This is a genomic window from Sphingopyxis sp. FD7, from assembly GCF_003609835.1.
In the GTDB taxonomy this organism is placed as follows: Bacteria; Pseudomonadota; Alphaproteobacteria; order Sphingomonadales; family Sphingomonadaceae; genus Sphingopyxis.
The window spans coordinates 2,896,435-2,917,064 of sequence record NZ_AP017898.1; the positions used below are offsets into that span (position 1 = coordinate 2,896,435).

Genomic DNA, 20,630 nt, shown 5'->3' on the forward strand with positions numbered 1-20,630 from the left:
GGCTTCGCCGGGATGACAACCCATATCTTGTGTCAGCCAAAGCTGGCGCTTGTAAGCCGCTACGCCGCCGTAAACCGGATCGGCAGCCGCTTCAGCCCGCCGACGAACACCGATTCGACGCGCGCGGGTTCGCCCGCCAGCGCCAGGCTGGTCAGCCGCGGCAGCAATTCCTCCATCAAAATCCGCATCTCCAGCCGCGCCAGATGCTGCCCCAGGCAGACATGCGCGCCGAAACCAAAGGCGATCTGCTGATTCTTCTCGCGATCGGGGTCGAAAGCGAAGGGATCGGCAAAAACCGCCTCGTCGCGGTTCGCGGAAACATAGTTCAGCATCAGCCAGTCGCCCGCGCGGATCGTCTGCCCGCCGATCTCGACATCCTCGCGCGCGCTGCGCATGAAATGCTGCACCGGCGTCGTCCAGCGGATCGCCTCCTCGATCAGCCCCGCCTTGTCGCTCGCCGCGTCACGAAACCGCTCGAACAGCGCCGGGTTGCGCGCCAGCTCCATGATCGCCCCCGCGGTCGATGCGCTCGTCGTGTCGTGCCCCGCGGTCGCGATAATCATATAATAGCCGGCTAGTTCGCGGTCGGGAATCTGCTCGCCCCCGACCATCGCATTGGCGATCACGGTCGCAATATCCTCGCGCGGATGGGCGCGGCGGTCGGCGGTCAGCGCGCCGAAATAGGCCTCGAAATCGGCGATGACGTAATGCAGCATCGCGATCGCCTGTTCGGAGCTGGTGATCGCTTCCCTGCTGCGGTTGAGCTCCGGGTCGGTCGGACCGAACAATTGCTGCGTCAGCATCAGCATCCGCGGTTCGTCCTCGGGCGGCACCCCCAATATGTCCATGATGACGCGCAGCGGATAATGCGCCGCAACGTCGCGCGCGAAATCGCATGACCCTCCGGTCTCCAGCATGTGCTCGACCGTGTCGCGGGCGATCTGCCGGATGCGATCCTCGATCGTCTTCAGATTCTTGGGCATGAACCAGCTCTGCGTCAGCAGCCGGTATTTTATATGATCGGGCGCATCCATCTGGACGAGCGAGCGCACCAGATGACCGTCATTATTCGGCGTCGCCGCGCGCGCCAGCGCCTCGCCCGCGCGGTCGGTCAGCACCGTCGGCCGGATGCCGTTGGCAAAGCGCTGCGGATCGCGGCTGATCGCCATGATGTCGGCGTGGCGCGTCACGAGCCAGAAGGGATCGTGGTTCGGATTCTCCGCGACGCCCAGCGGCATGTTCGCCCGCGCCCAGGCGAGCTGTTCGTGCAGCGGCTCCCACGCCCCATAGGCGGCGGGATTGACGACCGCGGCGGCTACCTCTCCAGGCAATATAGGTTTTGTCATGCAACCCAGGCTGCCGCGATTCGCACGCCGAGTCGACCGCAAAGATGACGGGGTGTCTTTGGTGAACGACGACCTATTTGAACAGGCTGCCCAGAATCCCGCGCATCAACTGGCCGCCAAACTTGCCCGCGACCTGCCGACCGAGGCTCGTCGCGGCCGAGCGCGCCGCAGACTGCATCATCTTTTCGGCCATGCTCGGCTTCGCGGCCTCGCGCGCCGCTGCTCTTTCCAGCCGGATGCGTTCGCGCTCCTCGGCCGCCTTGCGCTTCGCCTCTTCCTTCGCGGCGATCGCCGCTGCCTTGTCGGCCTCTTCCTGCGCCTTCGCTTCGATCGCCGCGGCCTGCGCCTGCTCGGCCTTGGCGGCGAGCAGTTCCTCGGCGCTTTCGCGGTCGACCGCCGTGTCATATTTGCCCTCAACGGGCGAGACAGACTGGATGACCGCGCGTTCCTTGGCGTCGAGCGGCCCCACGCGCGAGCAGGGCGGCTTGATTAAAGTGCGCTCAACCGGCGACGGCGCGCCGTCGGGCATCAGCAGCGACACCAGCGCCTCGCCGACGCGAAGCTCGGTGATCTCACGCGCCACATCGATCTCCGGATTGGGGCGAAAGGTGTCGGCGGCAGCCTTCACTGCCTTCTGATCGCGCGGGGTAAAGGCGCGCAGCGCGTGCTGGACACGATTGCCCAGCTGGCCCGCGACCGCCTCGGGAATATCGATCGGGTTTTGCGTCACAAAATAGACGCCAACGCCTTTCGACCGGATCAGGCGCACGACCTGTTCGATCTTTTCGGTGAGCGCGGGCGGCGCATCGTCGAACAGCAGATGCGCCTCGTCGAAGAAGAAAACCAGCTTGGGCTTGTCGGGATCGCCCACCTCGGGCAGCGTCTCGAACATCTCGCTCAGCAGCCACAGCAGGAAGGTCGCATAAAGCTTCGGGCTCGCCATCAGCTTGTCGGCGGCGAGGATGTTCACATAACCGCGACCCTTTTCGTCGGTGCGGATCATGTCCTGAATATCGAGCGCGGGCTCGCCGAAGAAATGATCGCCGCCCTGGCTTTCGAGCGTCAGCAGTTGCCGCTGGATCGCCCCGACGCTCGCCTTGGTGACATTGCCATATTTTGCGGTCAACTCGTCGGCATTTTCGGCGCACCAGACGAGCATCGCCTGCAAATCGCCCAGGTCGAGCAGCAGCATATTCTGTTCGTCGGCAACCCTGAACGCAATCGCGAGCACACCTTCCTGCGTCTCATTCAGCCCCATCAGCCGTGCGAGCAGCAGCGGCCCCATTTCGGAGATCGTCGTGCGCACCGGATGCCCCTGTTCACCGAACAGATCCCAGAAGATCACCGGATTATCGCGATAGGCCCAGTCGGTGTCGCCGATTTCGGCGGCGCGCTTCGAAAAGGGCTCGTGCACCTTGGCGGTCGGGCTGCCCGCCATCGCCATGCCCGCAAGGTCGCCCTTCACATCGGCGACAAAGACGGGCACGCCCACCGCCGAAAAACCTTCGGCCAGCCCCTGCAAAGTCACCGTCTTGCCCGTGCCCGTCGCCCCGGCGATCAGCCCGTGGCGGTTCGCGCGCTTCAGCACCAGCGATTGCCGCGCCCCCGCCGCCGCCCCGCCGCCGCCGAGGCCAATATAGATTTCGCTCGCCGCGCTGCCTTCGCTCACTCGCCGCCCTCCGCTTGATAACGTGCTGCAAAGGTTAGAGCGGCGGCGGCGGACAGGCAATCGGCAAACGGGCGCGGGCATCGAAAACAGGCACGCAGCCTGACCCGAAGAGAGCGAAGTTGCGCCGCGAACGCCGCGCCGCCCATTTCCCGTCCGGCATGCCAGTCCTATCTGGTTTCCGCGGTTACCGTAACGGGCTTTGGCCTGTCCGGATCGCTTTCAATATAGGCAGGATTATGAACCGCCAGCCACTTTTCGGCTTCGACCAGCCATTCGATATGGACATCCTCATAAGGCAGATTGTGTGTGCCCTTGGGCTGCTCGACGTAACGGAAGTCCACCCCTTCCTTCTTGCCTGACCGCTTGAGACGCGACACCAGCGTGCGCGATTGCTCGATCGGAATTCGCGCGTCGCGCAGACCCGCCACGATCAGGATGGGCGACCATGGGCCATCGGTGTTTCGCGCAGACGAGATCGCGATAAGGTCATCGGCCGTCGCCTGAAAGCTGGCGCCAAAACTGCCGAAGGTTTGGGTATCGAAGGATTTCATCATCGGGAAATCATAGACACCGGCCCCCGCGATAGCGCAGCGCCACACATTCGGGTCGCGCTGCGCCCCTCTCGCACTGGCATAGCCGCCATAAGACCAGCCCATTATGCAGGCGCGCTTCGGATCGACCAACCCCTGCTGCGCGAACCAGGTGACCGCATCGTTGAGATCATCCTGCATTCGGTTGCCATATCCGTTGGGCTTGCGGCCTTCCATGACGAACGATTTTCCGTAGCCCCCGGACCCCCGGTAATTGGGTTGGATCACGACATAGCCGAGTTCGGCAACCGCCTGATGCCAGGGAAAGAATCCAAAGCCTTCCTCGTCACGCACACCATAGGGGCCCCCGTGCGGCATCACCACGACGGGCAGCTTCTTGCGATCCTTGCGGTGGCGCGGGTAGGTCACGATTGCCTCGATCTCCAACCCGTCCGATGCCTTGTAACGCACCGTATCCGTGGGGTTCATCTTGGCGCCCTGCAGGATGGGGTGGACCCAGCCGAGCAGTTGCAGCTTGCCGGTCTGCGTATCGTAAAGATAATAGCCCCCCGGATCGCTTGTTTCGCCGATCTGGACGATCAATTTTGTGTCACCGTCATTGGTCGAGGTAATAAGCGCGTTACCCTCGCCAAAATCCTCGTCGAAAAATTGCTGCACCTGCGCAAGCCGTTCGTCGACCCATTTGCGACGATCCTTGTCGGTGATGTAGGCAAAGCCGAGAATGTTGTTGCCGGCTTCATTGGGAATAATGCCGCCGACATCATAGCCGTCGAGCTGGAACAGCGGCGGACCGACGATCTCCATCGCCTTCATGTTGACCTTGTAGACGCGGCGCAGATCATCCTTGTTGCTTGTCGCATAGGCCATGTCGGGTTCGTCGAGAAACACCGACGGCACGATCTGCGACTGGGTGAATGTCGGATCTTTAGCATTTGATACAGTCTTGATCGTCGAGGTAGCGTCCGACCGATACATCAACCGCTGATTCCCCTTGTCGTCCTGCCCCAGCCCGCCGCGAACAACTCCCTTGCCGTCGACGAGCCAGTTGCTGACCTCGACATTGGGTCGCTGGATGGTCCTGTATTTTCCGGTCCTGACGTCGACGTTGATCACCTCGGGGCCTGGCGAAAAACTGCCGTCCTTGAAAATGCCCCGTTGCACGAGGATCGTTTCTTTCTCATCGTCGACGTGCAAGATGGTGCCGCCATCACCACCGGCGTCGGTCCAGGCGAGCGGAGTGAGTTTTCCCGATTCCAGGTCGTAGGCAGCAAGACGCCGCAGGTCGGATCGCTGTCCGAAAATAATCTCACGCGACATCAATGTGATAACGAGTGTGCGGTTCCCCACCCAACGCCAGCCGGTCATCGTGCGATCACCGGCCTCGCGATATTCCTCGGCTTTCGCTATCAGCGTGGGGGCAGTTTCCGTTTTGGTTAAGTCGATGAGGACCAGATTATCGACGCCATCGCGGCTCATCATCACCGCCACCTTGCTTCCGTCCGGTGACAGACGCGGGTCGCGCATGAATGGCCTTTTTCCAAATACGGCCGTATCGACACGCCCCTTTTGTGCCATCACCACAATGTCGCTCCGCTGCGCGGTAGTCGGCAGCGCGACCGCCGAAGCGAGCAATGCCGCAACGAAAAGCTTCGTGGTCATCTTGATCCCCTTTTTACGCACGTTGAACGGATTAACCCTCTGTCCGACAATCCGATTGTTCGTACTGCCCGTGGCCGCAAGCGTAGAAAGGCCGCTGCGCGTTGACAACACCGACCGTCGCCACAAGGAACGGAAAGGCCCCGCCGGATCGCTCCGGCGAGGCCCTTGTTCACCTACAGATGCGGTGCAGCTTAAGCCGCGCCGTGCGCCAGGGCCGCGAGGAGCAGGATCGCCACGATATTGGTGATCTTGATCATTGGATTCACGGCAGGCCCCGCGGTATCCTTGTAGGGATCGCCGACGGTATCGCCGGTCACCGCGGCTTTGTGGGCTTCGCTGCCCTTGCCACCGTGGTTGCCGTCCTCGATATATTTTTTCGCGTTATCCCAGGCGCCGCCGCCCGAAGTCATCGAGATGGCGACGAACAGCCCGCCGACGATCACGCCGAGCAGCAGCGCGCCGAGCGCTTCGAGCGCTGCGGCCGGACCCGCGACCCACAGGATGACGAAGTAAACGACGATCGGCGCGAGCACCGGCAGCAGCGACGGGATGATCATTTCCTTGATCGCCGCCTTGGTGACGAGGTCGACCGTGCGGGCGTAGTCGGGGCGGCTGGTGCCGTCCATGATGCCCTTGTTGTTCGCAAACTGGTCCCGAACATCCTTGACCACGTCACCCGCCGCACGGCCCACGGCGGTCATGCCCAGCGCCCCGAAGAGATAGGGCAAAAGCGCGCCGAGCAGCAGTCCGACGATGACATAGGGCGACGACAGCGAAAAGGTCAGCGGAGCGTCGAGACCGAGCGCTGCCGAATACTCCGTAATGTCCGCGGTATAGGTGCCGAACAGCACCAGCGCTGCGAGACCCGCCGAGCCGATGGCATAGCCTTTGGTCACGGCCTTGGTCGTGTTGCCCACGGCGTCGAGAAGGTCGGTCTTCTCACGCACACTGTCATCGAGACCCGCCATTTCGGCAATGCCGCCGGCATTGTCGGTGACGGGACCATAGGCGTCGAGCGCGACGACCATGCCAGCCAGCGCGAGCATCGCAGTGGCACCAAAGGCGATACCGATGATGCCCGCGACCTGATAGGCGACGATGATGCCGACACAGATGACGAGCGTCGGCAGCGCGGTCGATTCCAGGCTGATGGCCAGACCCTGGATCACATTGGTGCCATGGCCCGTTTCCGACGCCTTGGCGATGCTGCGAACGGGGCGATAATTGGTGCCCGTATAATATTCGGTGATCCAGATGATGATGCCCGTGATGGCAAGGCCGAGCAGCGCGCAATAGAAAAGATCGCTGCCGTTGAAATCGGTGCCCGCGATATCGGTCGCCATGTCGCCGAGTGCATATTGCGTCGAGAACCAGATTGCCGGGATCGAGAGGATCGCGGTAACGAGAAAACCCTTGTACATCGCACCCATGACGTTCGTCCCGCTGCCGAGACGCACGAAATAGGTGCCAATGATCGAAGTGATGATGCAGACACCGCCCATCAACAGCGGCAGCGTCATCAGCGGGAGCAGCATGTCGCCCGCCCCCTTCATCAGCAACGCGATCAGCACCATCGTGGCGCCGACGGTGACGACATAGGTTTCAAAGAGGTCGGCGGCCATGCCCGCGCAGTCGCCGACATTGTCGCCGACATTGTCAGCGATCACCGCAGGGTTGCGCGGATCATCTTCGGGGATTCCCGCCTCGACCTTGCCGACGAGGTCGGCGCCGACATCGGCGGCCTTGGTGAAGATGCCGCCACCGAGCCGCGCGAAGATCGAGATCAGCGAAGCGCCGAAGGCAAGGGCAACAAGCGCATCGACCACGGTGCGATCGTCACCGCCGACGGTAAAGCCGCCGGGGCCGGTCAGATACCAGAAGAAAACAGCGATCGCGAGCAGCGCAAGGCCCGCAACCAACATGCCGGTGATCGCGCCGGCGCGAAACGCCATGGTGAGGCCCGCCTGCAACCCGGTCTGCGCCGCCGCGGCCGTGCGCACATTCGCACGGACCGAGATGTTCATGCCAATATAACCAGCCACACCCGACAGCACAGCGCCGATGACGAAACCCGTCGCGGAGATCGGGCCGAGGAACAGTCCGACAAGCACGGCGACGACAACGCCCACAACAGCGATGGTGCGATATTGGCGGCCCAGATAGGCTTTGGCGCCTTCCTGAATGGCGCCGGCGATTTGCTGCATCTTTTCGTTACCCGCCGATGCGCTGAGCACCTGTCGCGAGGTAATGAATCCATAGAGCACGGCCAACAGGCCGCACCCTATCGCGATCAAAACCGGATTCATGCGTGTTGCTTCCTTCCCCATGAGAAGGGCGACGCAGAAGATAGCAGTCGAGCACGTCCGACTATTGTTGCCGGTTCGCTCTTCCCCTGATGCGACCGCCCCAAATTAGACCGGCGGGTTATGGGAAGAAAGAAAGCCAAGGGCAAGCCCGGTTATTCGGCGCATTTGCGCAATCTCGCCTCAGGCCGTCATGCCGACCTTCGCCCGGATGACGATTCGGATAGGTTCCTGCCGTCAGTGCATGAAACCCGGCCGTTCGGGTACCGCGATGCGCTGCGCACGGTGCGTCAGCACGATCCCCTCGCCTACTCCCGCGTGGCCGATCGCGGTGACCGCGACATTCAACCCGGCGGCAATCTCGCGGATCGCGCCTGCGGCGGCTGGATCGGCCGCGAACAGCAATTGATAATCGTCGCCCGCCGTCGCCGCGGCCAGCCGCGTATCGAGCACATCGGGCCGCACCGCGAGCAGCGCCGCCGACAGGGGGATGGCCTCGAGCATGATCCCCAGCTCGCACCCGCTCGCCGCCGCCATGCGCTGTGCGTCGATCAGCAGGCCGTCGGATATATCCATCATCGCGCGAACATGCGGCGCCACCGCCTGTCCGAAGGTCAGCTGCGGCTGGGGGCGGCTATAGGCGGCAAGGCAGGTCTCGTTCGGTTCGACCTGCCCAAGCCGCATCGCCAGGCCCAGCCCGGCATTGCCGACCGTCCCCGTCACCCATAGCTGGTCGCCCGGCCGCGCCCCGCCGCGCGTCGGAGCCCCGTCCTCGGGCGCCCGCCCGATCGCGGTGAGGCCGAAACTGCGGGGTGTTCCCGTGGGCGCGCGTACCGTGTCGCCGCCGAGCAGGGCGACCCCGAAGCGGCGCAGCGCCACATCGAGCCCCTCGACAAAGGCCGCGTCCCAAGCCGCGTCGCCGAGGCTGTAGCCGACGAGCACCCCGACCGGCGGCGCACCCTTGGCCGCCAGGTCGGACAGGTTCACCGCGACGAGTTTCCACGCGACATCCTGCGGCCGGTCGTCAGGCAGGAAATGGACACCCTCGACGATCATGTCGTGGGTGAGCACCAGCCCCTCCCAGACCGCCGCATCGTCAGCGAGCCCGCGCGCGGCGGGATCGGTCGCGATGGCGCGCAGGCGGGCGATGAAATCGGCTTCGGTCATGCGGCCCTCTCATTCGATCAAGGCATCTCTGTCCGCTCGTGTCGAGCGAAGTCGAGACACTCATCGAGCTGGCGCCAGGCCGCCGGGCATCTCGACTTCGCTCGATGCCAACGGATATCCTAGGCGCCGGTTCCCCGCACATCCTTGCCGATGGCGTCGAGCAGCCCATTCGCAAACCCCGCCTCGCGGCCGTCGAAAAACGCCTTCGCGACATCGACATATTCGCTGACCACCGCGCCGACCGGCACGTCGCCGCGCGCGAGCAGCTCATAGGTGCCCGCGCGCAGGATCGCCTTCATCGTCCGGTCGAGCCGCTCCATCGTCCAGCCGCTGGCAAGCCGCGCGACGATCGCCGCGTCGATCTCGTCCGCACGCGCCAGCACGCCCCTCACGATGTCGTCGAAAAAGGGGACGTCGGCGTCGGCATATTCGGCGTCTTCGATGATCGCGCCGATGCGGTGCTGGTGAAATTCGTGGATCAGCTGCGCGACCGGCGTCGCCTCCATCTCGTGCTGATAAAGCGCCTGCACGGCGGCAAGGCGGGCGGCGGAGCGGGCCTGGGTACGTTTGTTCATGGTGTCTGCTTTATCTTAAATCGTCATCTGCTCAAATCGTCATCCCGGCGAAGCCTGTCCTGAGCGCCTGCAAGGCAGTCGGAGGGACCGGGATCTCAACCTCGCGTCTTGTCGTGACGGCGAGATCCCGGCCTTCGCCGGGACGACGGAGATTGGGGTTCATGGGGCAATTCTATTTCAACCGATTCCGGACGCTGAGCGCATGGGCGGGAAGCCCCTCGGCCCCGGCAAGCGCGACCGCCGCGGGGCCGATGGCGGCAAGGCTTGCCTCGTCGAGCGCAAGGAAGCTGGTGCGTTTCATGAAGTCGGTCACCGACAGGCCGCTCGAAAAACGCGCACGGCGCCCCGTAGGAAGGACATGGTTCGGGCCCGCGACATAATCGCCGATCGCCTCGGGGGTCTGGCGACCGAGGAACACCGATCCGGCATGGCGAACCCGCGCGAAGAGCGCATCGGCTTCGGCGGGATCGACCGCGAGTTCGAGATGTTCGGGCGCCAGCCGGTCGCACAGCGGAATCGCGTCGGCCAGCGCCGGCACGACGATCACCGCGCCATTTTCGGCCCAGCTCGCCTGCATCGTCGCCGCGGTGCTCAGTGTCGGGATGACCTCCGCCACCGCCGCAACGACCGCATCGGCAAAGGCCGCATCGTCGGTGAACAGGATCGACTGGCTCGTCGGGTCGTGCTCGGCCTGGCTCAACAGGTCGGCGGCGATGACATGCGGTTCGTTCCGGTTGTCGGCCACGACCACGATCTCGCTCGGCCCCGCGACCATGTCGATGCCGACCACGCCATAAAGCTGGCGCTTCGCCTCGGCGACCCAGGCATTGCCAGGGCCGGTCACGACATCGACCGGCGCGATGCGGCCGGTGCCATGGGCCAGCGCCGCAATCGCCTGCGCGCCGCCGATCCGCCAGATTTCATCGACGCCGCCGATGTGCGCGGCGGCCATCACCACCGGATTGACCCCGCCATCCGGGGTCGGGGTCACCATCACGATGCGTTCGACCCCCGCGACCTTTGCGGGCAGGATATTCATCAGCACCGACGAGGGATAGGCGGCGCGTCCGCCGGGGACATAGACTCCCGCGGCATCGACCGCATTCCAGCGCGCACCAAGCCGCGCGCCCGTCGCATCGCGATAATCGCGATCCTCGGGCAATTGCGCGGCATGGTAAGCGCGAATACGGTCGGCGGCGAGGTTCAGCGCGTCGCGCAGATCGGGCGCCAGCGCCGCATGGGCCGCGGCGCAGTCCTCCTTTGAAATGCTCCACCCGCGCGCGTCGAGGTCGAACCGGTCGAATTGCGCGGTATAGTCGGTGAGCGCCGCGTCGCCCTCGGCCTTCACCCGCGCGATGATCGCGGCGACGTCGGCCGACACGTCGGACGCGCTCTCGCGCCGGTCGTTCACCAGCACGTCGAACGCGGCCGCAAAACCGGGCGCCGAGGCGTCAAGCCGCCGCATCGACCACCGCCTGACGGAAGCGTTCGACGAGCGCCGGCACCTCGGCCGAATTGAGCTTGAACGCCGCGCGGTTGACGATCAGCCGCGCCGACACCTCGCTGATGACCTTCTGTTCGGCGAGCGCGTTTTCGGTCAGGGTGCGCCCCGTCGATACCAGGTCGACGATGTGCGACGCGAGCCCCAGCTTCGGCGCGATTTCCATCGCGCCATTGAGCTTGATGCACTCCGCCTGGATGCCCTGTGCCGCGAACCAGCGGCGCGTCGTCGCGGGATATTTGGTCGCGACGCGGATGTGGCTTTCGCCCAGCCCCGGTGGCGCGCTGCCCTCCGGTCCCGCGAGCGACAGGCGGCAATGGCCGATGCCGAGATCGACGGGGGCGTACAACTCCGAATAGTCGAACTCATCGACGACGTCGGACCCGACGATGCCGAGCTGCGCCGCGCCATGGGCCACGAAGGTCGCCACATCAAACGCGCGCACACGGATCAGCGCGATATGCGGCTGGTTCGTCCCGAACACCAAAGCGCGGCTCTTCTTGTCGAAGAAGTCCGCCGCGGGCTCGATCCCCACGCGCGCGAGCAGCGGCAACGCCTCGTCGAGGATGCGTCCCTTGGGGATGGCAAAGATGATCGGTTCGGGCATAAGCGTCGCGCACATAGGCGGCGACGGGACAAAGGGCAATGAGCGAGCGCTATCACTTTGCCGACATGGCGGAAACCGGACGTGACTCGGTGCTCGCCGCCTTCGCCAACCAGGTTGCCTATTGCCGCGCCAACGACGCGCCCGTTACCGCGCGCGTCGTCGCCGCAATTGCCAGCTTGCTCGATCGACCTGCGAGCGACTTCGCGCGGCGCATTGCCGATTGGCCGGGCGCGCCGCTCGCCGACGCGCTGCCGCTGCGCGCCGCGGGGGGGTTTCATGCGCTGCACCTGTCGGAGGCCGCGCACGAACTTGCCCCCATTTATGCCGATGCCGAGGACATCAACGACGCCGCAATAATCGCAGGAGTGGTGGCGCGGCACGAGGCGGCGCTGCTCCCCTGGCTCGACGGCCCCCCGCAGACGAACGAGGCGGGGCGCTCGTCGAACTTCATCGCGGCGATGCTCTGGCTTGCCGACAGGGGATTGCCGCCGCGCTTCGACTGCCTCGAAATCGGCTCGAGCGCGGGGATCAACCTGATGATCGACCGCTATCGTTATGATCTTGGCGGGGTGCATGTCGGGCCGCAACCGGCTGCGATGACCTTTGCCCCCGAATGGCGCGGCCGTCATCCGCCGATGCACGCGGTTGGCTTCGCCGGGCTCAGCGGCTGCGACGTCGCGCCCGTCGATTTGACCGACCCGGCGCAGGCGCTCCGCCTCAAAGCCTATATCTGGCCCGAGCACCATGTCCGCTTCGCGCGCATGGAGGCGGCGATCGCCGCGGCGCACGCGGAAAAGCCCAGGCTCATCCGCGCCACCGCCGCCGATTTCGTCGAGGCCGAGCTGGCAAGGCCGCAGGCCGCCGGGACCACGCGCGCGCTGATGCACTCGATCGTCTGGCAATATGTTCCCGCCGACCAGCAGGCGCGCGTGACCGCGGCGATGGAGGCCGCCGGCCGCCGCGCCACCGCCGATCGCCCGCTCGCCTGGATCGCGCTCGAAGCGAACCGCACCGTCCACCATCACGAACTCCTCGTCCGCTACTGGCCGGGCGGTGACGAGCCGGTAAAGCTCGCCCACGCGCATGCCCATGGCGCGTGGATCGAGTGGCTGGGTTAGGCCTGCCGCCGACGCGACGCCTCAATGCACCGTGTCGGCGGAGTCCTGGACGGGCGCCGCTGCCGCGCGAGAGAGCACCCACCAGCTGCCGAGCATCAGCAGCACCGACAAGGCTTCGACGATCATGCCCTGCACGATGCCGAAATTGGTCGGATCGCCCATCGCGACGCCGACCAGCCGCCCCGCCAGCGCGGTGCCGTAGAGCGCCGCGGGCACCAGCAGCGCGCGCACCCACGCGGGAATCAAGGCGCCGAGCGCCGCCGCGCCGGCCGAAACGAGAAAGAAGGAGGACAGGTCGGCGCGCAGCGTGTTGATCGCGACGCCGCTGATCGTGAAACCGAAGGTTTCGCTATAACTCGCAGGATCCAGCAACCCGCGCGCACCGACGATGGCAAAGAAAGCCGCCCACAACAGGACGGCGCCGCGCAAGACCATATTGACCATCATATTTCTCCCCTGTTTGGCGGCACGCTGCGGCATCGGGGAAGAAAGTTCAATCTATTCCGCCGCGAACGTCTCTTCGATCCAGCCGCCGCCGAGCACGCGCGACGTGTCGGCGGCGTCATAGAGCACCGCGGCCTGTCCCGGCGCGACGCCATATTCGGGGGCGACGAAATGCAGCCGGTCGCCGGTCACGCGCGCGGGAACGGGCTTTGCCATGCTGCGCACCTTCGCCAGCACATCGCGGCTCTCGACGTCCGCGAGCCAGTTCGCTTCGCCGAGCCGCGCGCCCGACACCGCCAGCGCGCGCCGCGGACCGACGATCACTTGCCGTGTCGCCGCGTCGAGCCGCACGACATAGAGCGGCTCCGCCTGTCCGCCGATGTCGATCCCGCGCCGCTGGCCGACCGTATAGTGGATCAGTCCCCGGTGCGTGCCGAGCACCGTGCCATCGACATGGACGATCTCGCCCCGATCCTCGGCTTCGGGGCGCAGCTTGCGCACGAGCGAGGCATAATCGCCGTCGGGGACGAAGCAGATGTCCTGACTGTCAGGCTTGCCCGCGACGCCGAGGCCCATGTCACGCGCGATCTCACGCACCACATTCTTCTCCAGCCCGCCGAGCGGAAAGCGCAGGAAGTCGAGCTGTTCCCGCGTCGTGGCAAAGAGGAAATAGCTCTGGTCGCGTGCGGGATCGACCGCGCGGTGCAGTTCGGCGCCCGCAGGCCCCATCACGCGCCGCACATAATGGCCGGTCGCGAGACAGTCGGCGCCGAGATCCCGGGCGAGCTGGAAAAGGTCGGTGAACTTCACCCCCATGTTGCAGCGCACGCACGGAATCGGCGTCCGCCCGGCGAGATATTCGTCGGCGAACTGGTCGATCACCGTGTCGCGAAAGCGGCTTTCATGGTCGTGAACGTGGTGCGCGAAGCCCAGCCGGTCGGCGACCGCGCGCGCGTCGCGAATATCCTGCCCCGCGCAGCAAGCGCCGACGCGCCGCGCCTTGGCGCCGTGATCGTAGAGCTGGAGCGTCACGCCGATCACCTCCGCGCCCGACCGCGCGGCGAGCGCGGCGACGACGCTCGAGTCGACTCCGCCCGACATGGCGACGACGATTCGCCGGTCCTTCATCGGTCCGGCAAGCTGGAAGTCGGCCTGGGCGAGCCCGGCGGGGGAGGACAAGGTCGCGATCATCGTCGGCGCCATCTAGGGATGCGGACCGAAATATGCCAGCTTTTCCGCCGCGCCCGTCAGGATATTGACGGGAGTTAAGCTTCGCTAACAGGTGCTGAAACGGGCATTTACGGGACTTTAGGCCCTCCGCGCTAGACGAGTCGCATGAACCTCGATCCGTCCGATTTTCCGCGCGTCGCCGGTGCGGCCCGATTGTCGAAGCCAGGCTTCGACATCGTTCTGGCCGTGGCCGGGGCCCGGCAGGCGGCGCTGCCGACGGTTCGGCTGCTCAGAGCGCAGGCGCAGCATCGCAGGCATGTCGAACGACTGGATGCGCGCCGGAGGATTTTCTGCGGAAGCCGGTCGCCGCTGGAACAAAAGGAGGTCCGCGCCGTTCGTTTTCTCGACCTGTCGGACGACATGCACGGATCGCCGGAAACTATGAACGAGCCGTTTACCAGAGGATTTCAGGCGATGTTGAACCCCTCCGGGCTAGATCGAAACGCGTCGGACACACCCCCCATCCGACGCTGACAATATGGAATGAGCATGATCGAGAATCAGAAAATCCGGCCCGCACAGGTCATCGGCCCCTTGGGTGAACCGCTGACGCTGGACTCGCTGCCGCCGCCGAACACGACGCGCTGGGTCGTGCGCCGAAAGGCAGAGGTCGTTGCGGCAGTCAATGGCGGCCTTCTGACCGTTGACGAGGCGTGCGAACGCTATGGGCTGACGCTCGAGGAGTTCGCCGGCTGGCAACGGTCGATCGACCGCAGCGGGATGCCGGGGCTGCGCGTGACGCGCATCCAGCACTACCGCGATCTTTACGAACGCCAGCAGCGCTTCTGATCCGCAGGATCGAACCGCGATGGAGAGGGCGTCTTTCGGCGCCCTCTTTTTTCGTCCCGTGCAGCGCCGCCGCAATCCGGAACCGACGGAAAGAGGCACGATTTCCGGTGATTGACAATTTTATTGCAACCCTCCCGTTCACCCGGCGTTAAGCCCCCGAGTCAACTTTGGGAGTCACTCATTATGCGCAAGATGTTCATCACCCTCGCCGCCTCGTCGGCGCTCGCGCTCGGCGCCTGCCAGAGCCCGGAAGCCGACAAGGTCGAGGATCAGGCCGAAGCCCAGGCCGAAGCCATCGACGAACAGGCCGACGCCATGCCCGAAGGCCCGGCGAAGGAGGCGATGGAAGACAAGGCTGACGCCGTGGAAGAAATGGGCGAGGAAAAGGCGAACGCCATGGACGACAACGGCGAGATCGCCCCGTCCGAAACGGGCGTCGGCGACACGCAGACGAAATAAGGGCCGCCCCCCTGAATGGCGGGAAGGGCGCCGGGCGATCCCGGCGCCCTTTTCCATGCGCCATCGATTTCGGAAGCTGTGATGACCGTCACCGCGCGACATGGCGATCACGGTTAACGCCGGTTCGGGACGGGAACACGCTTTCAGCGATAAGCTTCGCGGACCACCCTCCCGTCGCCCCCAGCGACCCGGGGCGGCGGGAGGGACTATATCATGCGCTGAGCGCCGCCAGCACATCGCGCACGCCGGGCGCATCGGCGTCGGAGCGCAAGGCTTCCAGCCCCGCCGCGACGTCGAGCCGATATTCGGCAACCCCGGCCGTTTCCCCCGCCCAGCGCGCGCCGAGCGCCTTGACGAGCCGCCGGGCAGCGGCATTTTCGGACAGCATATGGACATCGAGTTCGACGAGTCCTTCGGCCAGGCAATGGACGAGCAGCGCCGCGGTCATCATCCGGGCGAGCCCCTGCCCATGAAAATCGTCGAGCACGGCGACCGAAAACTCGCCGACCGGGCCGTCGGGGCGATGGCGCACCGCGTGCACCGCACCGATTGCAGGCCGGTCGGGGCACGAGCTGCAAATCGCGCCCCACGCGATATGATCGTGCCCGTCGACATCGACGAGCCGCTCGATCACCGCGTCGGGCAGCGACGACGCCGGCGAGAAGAAGCGCAGATAGCGCGATTCGGCCGACAGGCGGGCGATGCCGTCGCGGATCAGCGGGGCGTCGTCCGGGGTGATCGTGCGCAGGCAGACGGCGGTGCCGTCGTTGAGCCGGCTGTGGATCGCGACATCCTCGATCCGGCGCCGCCGTCCTGCGCCGTCTGCCCGCCCGGCCTCCCGCCTGCCCGTCCCGGTCATCGCAGCCTCCCGATCATGGCGGGACAATAAGGCCGACCCGCCGCGCGCTATCCGTCGTCGCCCATCCGCAGCGCGGCGATGAACGCCTCCTGCGGGATGTTCACATTGCCATATTCGCGCATCCGTTTCTTGCCCTCTTTCTGCTTTTCGAGCAGCTTTTTCTTGCGGGTCGCGTCGCCGCCATAGCATTTGGCGGTGACGTCCTTGCGCAGCGCGGCGATGGTTTCGCGGGCGATCACCTTGCCGCCGATCGCCGCCTGGATCGGAATCTTGAACATGTGGCGCGGGATCAGATCCTTCAGCCGCTCGCACATGCCGCGGCCGCGGCTTTCGGCCGAGCCGCGATGGACGATCATCGACAGCGCATCGACCGGCTCGTTGTTGACGAGGATGCTCATCTTCACAAGGTCGCCGGGGCGGTGGCCGATCTGGTGATAGTCGAACGACGCATAGCCGCGCGAAATGCTCTTCAGCCGATCGTAGAAGTCGAACACCACCTCGTTCAAGGGCAGTTCGTAAGTGATCTGCGCCCGCCCGCCCACATAGGTCAGGTTCTTCTGCACCCCGCGCCGGTCCTGACAGAGCTTCAAAATCGGCCCCAGATAGTCGTCGGGGACGTAAATCACAGCCTCGATCCACGGCTCCTCGATCTCGTCGATGCGGTTGGGGTCGGGCATGTCGGCGGGGTTGTGGAGCTCGATCTCCTTCGCCGCCTCATTCTTGGTGTGCGAAAGCTTGAGCTTGTAAACGACCGACGGCGCGGTGGTGATGAGGTCGAGGTCATATTCGCGGGTCAGCCGCTCCTGGATGATCTCCAGATGCAGCAGGCCCAGAAAGCCGCAGCGGAAGCCGAAGCCGAGCGCCGCGCTGCTCTCCATCTCGAACGAAAAGCTCGCATCGTTGAGCCGCAGCTTCTGGATGCTCTCGCGCAATTTCTCGAAGTCGTTGGCGTCGGTCGGGAAGAGGCCGCAGAAGACGACGGGCTGGACCTCCTTGAACCCCGGCAGCGGCGCCGCGGCGGGCTTCTTCGCATCGGTCACCGTGTCGCCGACGCGCGCCTGCGCGACGTCCTTGATCTGCGCGGTGATGAAGCCGATCTCGCCCGGCCCGATTTCGACAAGGTCGGTGCGCTTGGGCGTGAAACAGCCGACGCGGTCGATCAGGTGGGTGGTCCCCGCCTGCATGAACTTGATCTGCTGGCCCTTTTTCAGCACGCCGTCGACGACGCGGACAAGAATGACGACGCCGAGATAGGGGTCGTACCAGCTGTCGACGAGCATCGCGACGAGCGGCGCGGCGGCGTCGCCCCTGGGCGGCGGGATGCGCGCGACGATGGCTTCGAGCGCTTCCTCGATGCCGATCCCCGCCTTGGCGCTGGCGAGCACCGCATCGTCGGCGGGCAGGCCGATGATATCCTCGATCTCGGCCTTCACCTTGTCGACGTCGGCCGCGGGCAGGTCGATCTTGTTGATGACGGGGACGATTTCATGGTCGTGCTCGATCGACTGATAGACGTTGGCGAGCGTCTGCGCCTCCACCCCCTGCGCCGCGTCGACGACGAGCAGCGCACCCTCGCACGCGGCGAGCGACCGCGACACTTCATAGGCGAAGTCGACGTGCCCCGGCGTGTCCATCAGGTTGAGCTGATAGGTTTCGCCATCCTTTGCGGTGTAGCTGAGGCGCACCGTCTGCGCCTTGATGGTGATCCCGCGCTCTTTCTCGATGTCCATATTGTCGAGCACCTGCGCCGACATTTCGCGCTCGGTCAGCCCGCCGGTGAACTGGATCAGCCGGTCGGCGAGCGTCGACTTGCCATGGTCGATATGCGCGATGATCGAAAAATTGCGGATGTGCGAGAGGGGCGTGGTCATGGCGCGCCGTTAGCAGGCGAAAGCCCGGCTGTCAGCAGGGAGTGGCGCTCCGGCCGGCGCCGCGGGCTTAACTTGTCAAACTTGTCACCTGGTTGCACCGGAAAACAGGGGGTTGGCCGTGCGGTGCCGGAGGGAAGGTCGCGAAGGTCACCCACGCGGCGCACACGCGCGAAACATCGCAAAGGTCGCGCGCGGGCGCGATGTTTGGCGCGGCGGAAAGGCAGCGGATTCAAGGGGTCAAAGAGCGAGGAGCGGCGAGGCTGGCATAGCCGGCGAGGTAGGAAAGCGGTTTTTCGCGCGGAGACGCGGAGGGCGCGGAGGGGACTTGCCCCGCCCGCCGATGATCGCCACTGTGCCGCCGGTTCGCGCGGGGCGAGTGAGGGCGAAAAGACCAATGGATATTGCAGCTTATCTGGACGAGGTGCGGACGCAGTTCGAGAGCGGGCACGCGACCGAGCATAGCTATCGCCCCGCGCTGCACCGCCTGTTCCAGAGCATCGACCCGGCGATCCGCGTCGTCAACGAGCCGAAGCGCGGCGACGCGGGCATGGTCGATTTCCTGTTCGAGCGCGACGGCGTGCCCTTCGGCTGGGCCGAGGCGAAGGACATCGACAAGGACGTCATCCGCCTGAAAGGCTATTCGGTCGAGCAGCGCAAACGCTATGAGGCGGCCTATCCCAACCTGATCTATACCAACGGCGTCGATTTCGAGTTCATCCGCGACGGCGCGCAGGTGCATTTCGTGTCGATCGCCGATTTCCTGATGGGGTTGCAGGCGGTCCCCGACCGGTTCGAGGAACTGGAACGCCAGCTGCGGCTGTTCGCGGAAGCGAAGCCGATCAGCATCCGGTCGGCGGCAAAGCTGGCCGCGATGATGGCGGCGAAGGCGGCGATCATCAAGGACGAGATCGGCATCGCGCTGGCCGACGATCCCGATTACCGAACCGGGCTGGGCGGCCAGTATCAAAGTTTCAAGGCCAATCTGCTGCCCGCGCTCGAACCCGACGAGTTCGCCGACATCTATGCCGAAACGATCACTTACGGCATGTTCGCCGCGCGTTTTCACGACGACACACCCGACACGTTCAGCCGCGCCGAGGCGCTGGAAAAACTGCCCGCGTCGAACCCCTTTCTGAAAGGGTTGTTCGATTATATCGCCGGCCCGGCCCTGCCCAATCGCCTGCGTTACATCGTCGACGATCTGGCGCAGGTGCTGCGCGCGAGCGACCCGCATTCGCTGTTCAAGGATTTCGGCAAGTTCACCGCGCGCAACGACCCCTTCATCCATTTCTATGAAGACTTTCTCGCCGCCTATAACCCCAGGAAGCGCAAGAGCCGGGGGGTGTGGTACACGCCCGAACCCGTCGTCGATTTCATCGTCCGCGCGGTCGACGATGTGCTGAAAAGCGAGTTCGGCCTGCCCGACGGGCTGGCCGACACCAGCAAGGTGACGGTCGACTGGGACACCGGGCAGGACGACCCCAAGACGGGCAAGCCGCGCACGATCAGGAAGGATGTTCACAAGGTCCAGATACTTGATCCCGCAACGGGTACGGGCACCTTTCTGGCGAAGGCGGTGCAACTGATTTCGGACCGGGTGAAGGCGCGCGCGCCGGGCAAATGGTCGGCCTATGTCGAGCAGGATCTGCTGCCGCGCCTGCACGGCTTCGAGCTGCTGATGGCGAGTTACGCCATGTGCCATATGAAGCTGGACATGATGCTGACCGAAACCGGATACAAGCCGAGCGCAAAGCCGCCGCGCCTGTCGGTGTGGCTGACCAACGCGCTGGAACCCGCCGAGCGCGAGGTGAAGGATTTGTTCTTTCAACCGCTTGCCGAGGAAGCGCGCGGCGCAAGCGAGGTGAAGCGGCAGACGCCGATCATGTGCGTGATCGGGAATCCGCCTTATTCGGGCGAAAGTGCGAACAAGGGCGATCACATCAGGGAATTGATGGAAGCCTATAAAAAGGAGCCGGGCGGCAAGGAGAAGCTCAAGGAGCGCAATCCCAAGTGGATCAATGACGATTATGTGAAGTTCATCCGCATGGCGGAGGATTTGATTTCCCGAAACCCGTCGGGGGGCGTATTAGGGTTCATCACCAATCACGGATACCTCGACAATCCCACCTTTCGGGGGATGCGCTGGCATCTGCTCAGGACGTTTGACAAGATTTGGGTGCTCGATCTGCACGGCAATTCCAAGAAAAAGGAAATGTCTCCGGACGGATCACCGGACAAAAATGTCTTTGACATTCAACAAGGTACGGCTATTGTCATAGCTAGTAGGCTCGGCAGTGGCTCGGCAGTGGCTCGGCAGTGGCTCGGCAGTGGCTCGGCAGGCCGAGCTTTACCATGGGGAGCTTTGGGGCAGTCGCGCCGCCAAGAACGAGGCGCTTTGGACGGGAACGCCCGGCAACCTTTCCCTTACGCCGCTGCCGCATAAGGCGCCGCTTCACCCGTTCATCTCCCGCGATTACGGACG

17 protein-coding genes are annotated in these 20,630 nt (G+C 64.8%); 5 read left to right on the plus strand and 12 right to left on the minus strand.

Going from position 1 to position 20,630, the window contains the following annotated elements:
- Positions 1-59 precede the first annotated feature (59 nt).
- The 8 genes from SPYCA_RS13925 to hisG all read right to left on the minus strand — a co-directional run bounded on the left by SPYCA_RS13925 (position 60) and on the right by hisG (position 11,378).
- Positions 60-1,346 (minus strand): cytochrome P450, encoded by a 1,287-nt coding sequence (locus tag SPYCA_RS13925; RefSeq protein ID WP_120221316.1) that lies wholly within the window; start codon positions 1,344-1,346, stop codon positions 60-62.
- Positions 1,347-1,419: 73 nt separating this feature from the next.
- A complete protein-coding gene (locus tag SPYCA_RS13930) occupies positions 1,420-3,015 on the minus strand; it encodes a helicase HerA-like domain-containing protein (RefSeq protein ID WP_232003328.1) in 1,596 nt (531 codons plus the stop codon).
- Positions 3,016-3,182: 167 nt separating this feature from the next.
- Entirely contained in the window at positions 3,183-5,336 is a 2,154-nt protein-coding gene (locus SPYCA_RS13935; RefSeq protein WP_146625147.1) for an alpha/beta hydrolase family protein, read from the minus strand.
- An 80-nt stretch (positions 5,337-5,416) separates the two neighbouring features.
- Positions 5,417-7,531 carry a sodium-translocating pyrophosphatase gene (locus SPYCA_RS13940; protein WP_120221319.1) on the minus strand — a complete coding sequence of 705 codons (2,115 nt, stop codon included), beginning with the start codon at positions 7,529-7,531 and terminating at the stop codon, positions 5,417-5,419.
- A gap of 234 nt (positions 7,532-7,765) precedes the next feature.
- Entirely contained in the window at positions 7,766-8,695 is a 930-nt protein-coding gene (gene thiL / locus SPYCA_RS13945; RefSeq protein WP_120221321.1) for a thiamine-phosphate kinase, read from the minus strand.
- 119 nt (positions 8,696-8,814) lie between these two features.
- On the minus strand, positions 8,815-9,270 hold the full coding sequence (gene nusB / locus SPYCA_RS13950; RefSeq protein WP_120221323.1) for a transcription antitermination factor NusB: 456 nt from the start codon (positions 9,268-9,270) through the stop codon (positions 8,815-8,817).
- A 172-nt stretch (positions 9,271-9,442) separates the two neighbouring features.
- Entirely contained in the window at positions 9,443-10,735 is a 1,293-nt protein-coding gene (gene hisD / locus SPYCA_RS13955) for a histidinol dehydrogenase (protein ID WP_120221325.1), read from the minus strand.
- Complete coding sequence (hisG, locus tag SPYCA_RS13960) at positions 10,722-11,378, minus strand: ATP phosphoribosyltransferase (RefSeq protein ID WP_120222364.1); 657 nt, start codon at positions 11,376-11,378, stop codon at positions 10,722-10,724. The genes hisD and hisG overlap by 14 nt, the downstream gene beginning before the upstream one ends.
- A gap of 38 nt (positions 11,379-11,416) precedes the next feature.
- Here hisG and SPYCA_RS13965 point away from each other — a divergent pair, with 38 nt between their 5' ends.
- Positions 11,417-12,496 (plus strand): DUF2332 domain-containing protein, encoded by a 1,080-nt coding sequence (locus tag SPYCA_RS13965; RefSeq protein WP_120221327.1) that lies wholly within the window; start codon positions 11,417-11,419, stop codon positions 12,494-12,496.
- A gap of 21 nt (positions 12,497-12,517) precedes the next feature.
- On the opposite strand, the gene SPYCA_RS13970 is transcribed toward SPYCA_RS13965, so the two are convergent.
- Together SPYCA_RS13970 and mnmA are read right to left on the minus strand one after the other, a co-directional pair.
- A complete protein-coding gene (locus SPYCA_RS13970) occupies positions 12,518-12,940 on the minus strand; it encodes a hypothetical protein (RefSeq protein WP_120222365.1) in 423 nt (140 codons plus the stop codon).
- 54 nt (positions 12,941-12,994) lie between these two features.
- The gene (gene mnmA, locus SPYCA_RS13975; RefSeq protein ID WP_172595088.1) at positions 12,995-14,143 is read right to left on the minus strand and encodes a tRNA 2-thiouridine(34) synthase MnmA; all 1,149 of its coding nucleotides are present in this window, start codon (positions 14,141-14,143) and stop codon (positions 12,995-12,997) included.
- 132 nt (positions 14,144-14,275) lie between these two features.
- Here mnmA and SPYCA_RS13980 point away from each other — a divergent pair, with 132 nt between their 5' ends.
- The 3 genes from SPYCA_RS13980 to SPYCA_RS13990 all read left to right on the plus strand — a co-directional run bounded on the left by SPYCA_RS13980 (position 14,276) and on the right by SPYCA_RS13990 (position 15,418).
- On the plus strand, positions 14,276-14,644 hold the full coding sequence (locus tag SPYCA_RS13980; RefSeq protein ID WP_120221329.1) for a hypothetical protein: 369 nt from the start codon (positions 14,276-14,278) through the stop codon (positions 14,642-14,644).
- A 15-nt stretch (positions 14,645-14,659) separates the two neighbouring features.
- Positions 14,660-14,959 (plus strand): CtrA inhibitor SciP, encoded by a 300-nt coding sequence (gene sciP / locus SPYCA_RS13985; RefSeq protein WP_095387481.1) that lies wholly within the window; start codon positions 14,660-14,662, stop codon positions 14,957-14,959.
- 183 nt (positions 14,960-15,142) lie between these two features.
- Positions 15,143-15,418: a hypothetical protein gene (locus SPYCA_RS13990; RefSeq protein ID WP_120221330.1), complete on the plus strand. Its 276-nt coding sequence runs from the start codon at positions 15,143-15,145 to the stop codon at positions 15,416-15,418.
- A gap of 211 nt (positions 15,419-15,629) precedes the next feature.
- On the opposite strand, the gene SPYCA_RS13995 is transcribed toward SPYCA_RS13990, so the two are convergent.
- Together SPYCA_RS13995 and lepA are read right to left on the minus strand one after the other, a co-directional pair.
- Positions 15,630-16,277 carry a GNAT family N-acetyltransferase gene (locus tag SPYCA_RS13995; protein WP_120221332.1) on the minus strand — a complete coding sequence of 216 codons (648 nt, stop codon included), beginning with the start codon at positions 16,275-16,277 and terminating at the stop codon, positions 15,630-15,632.
- A 47-nt stretch (positions 16,278-16,324) separates the two neighbouring features.
- Positions 16,325-18,148, minus strand: a complete 1,824-nt coding sequence (gene lepA, locus SPYCA_RS14000) for a translation elongation factor 4 (protein ID WP_120221334.1) — start codon at positions 18,146-18,148, stop codon at positions 16,325-16,327.
- Positions 18,149-18,542: 394 nt separating this feature from the next.
- On the opposite strand from lepA, the gene SPYCA_RS14005 reads away from it, so the two are divergent.
- Complete coding sequence (locus tag SPYCA_RS14005) at positions 18,543-20,591, plus strand: Eco57I restriction-modification methylase domain-containing protein (protein ID WP_120221336.1); 2,049 nt, start codon at positions 18,543-18,545, stop codon at positions 20,589-20,591.
- The last annotated feature ends 39 nt before the right edge of the window (positions 20,592-20,630 follow it).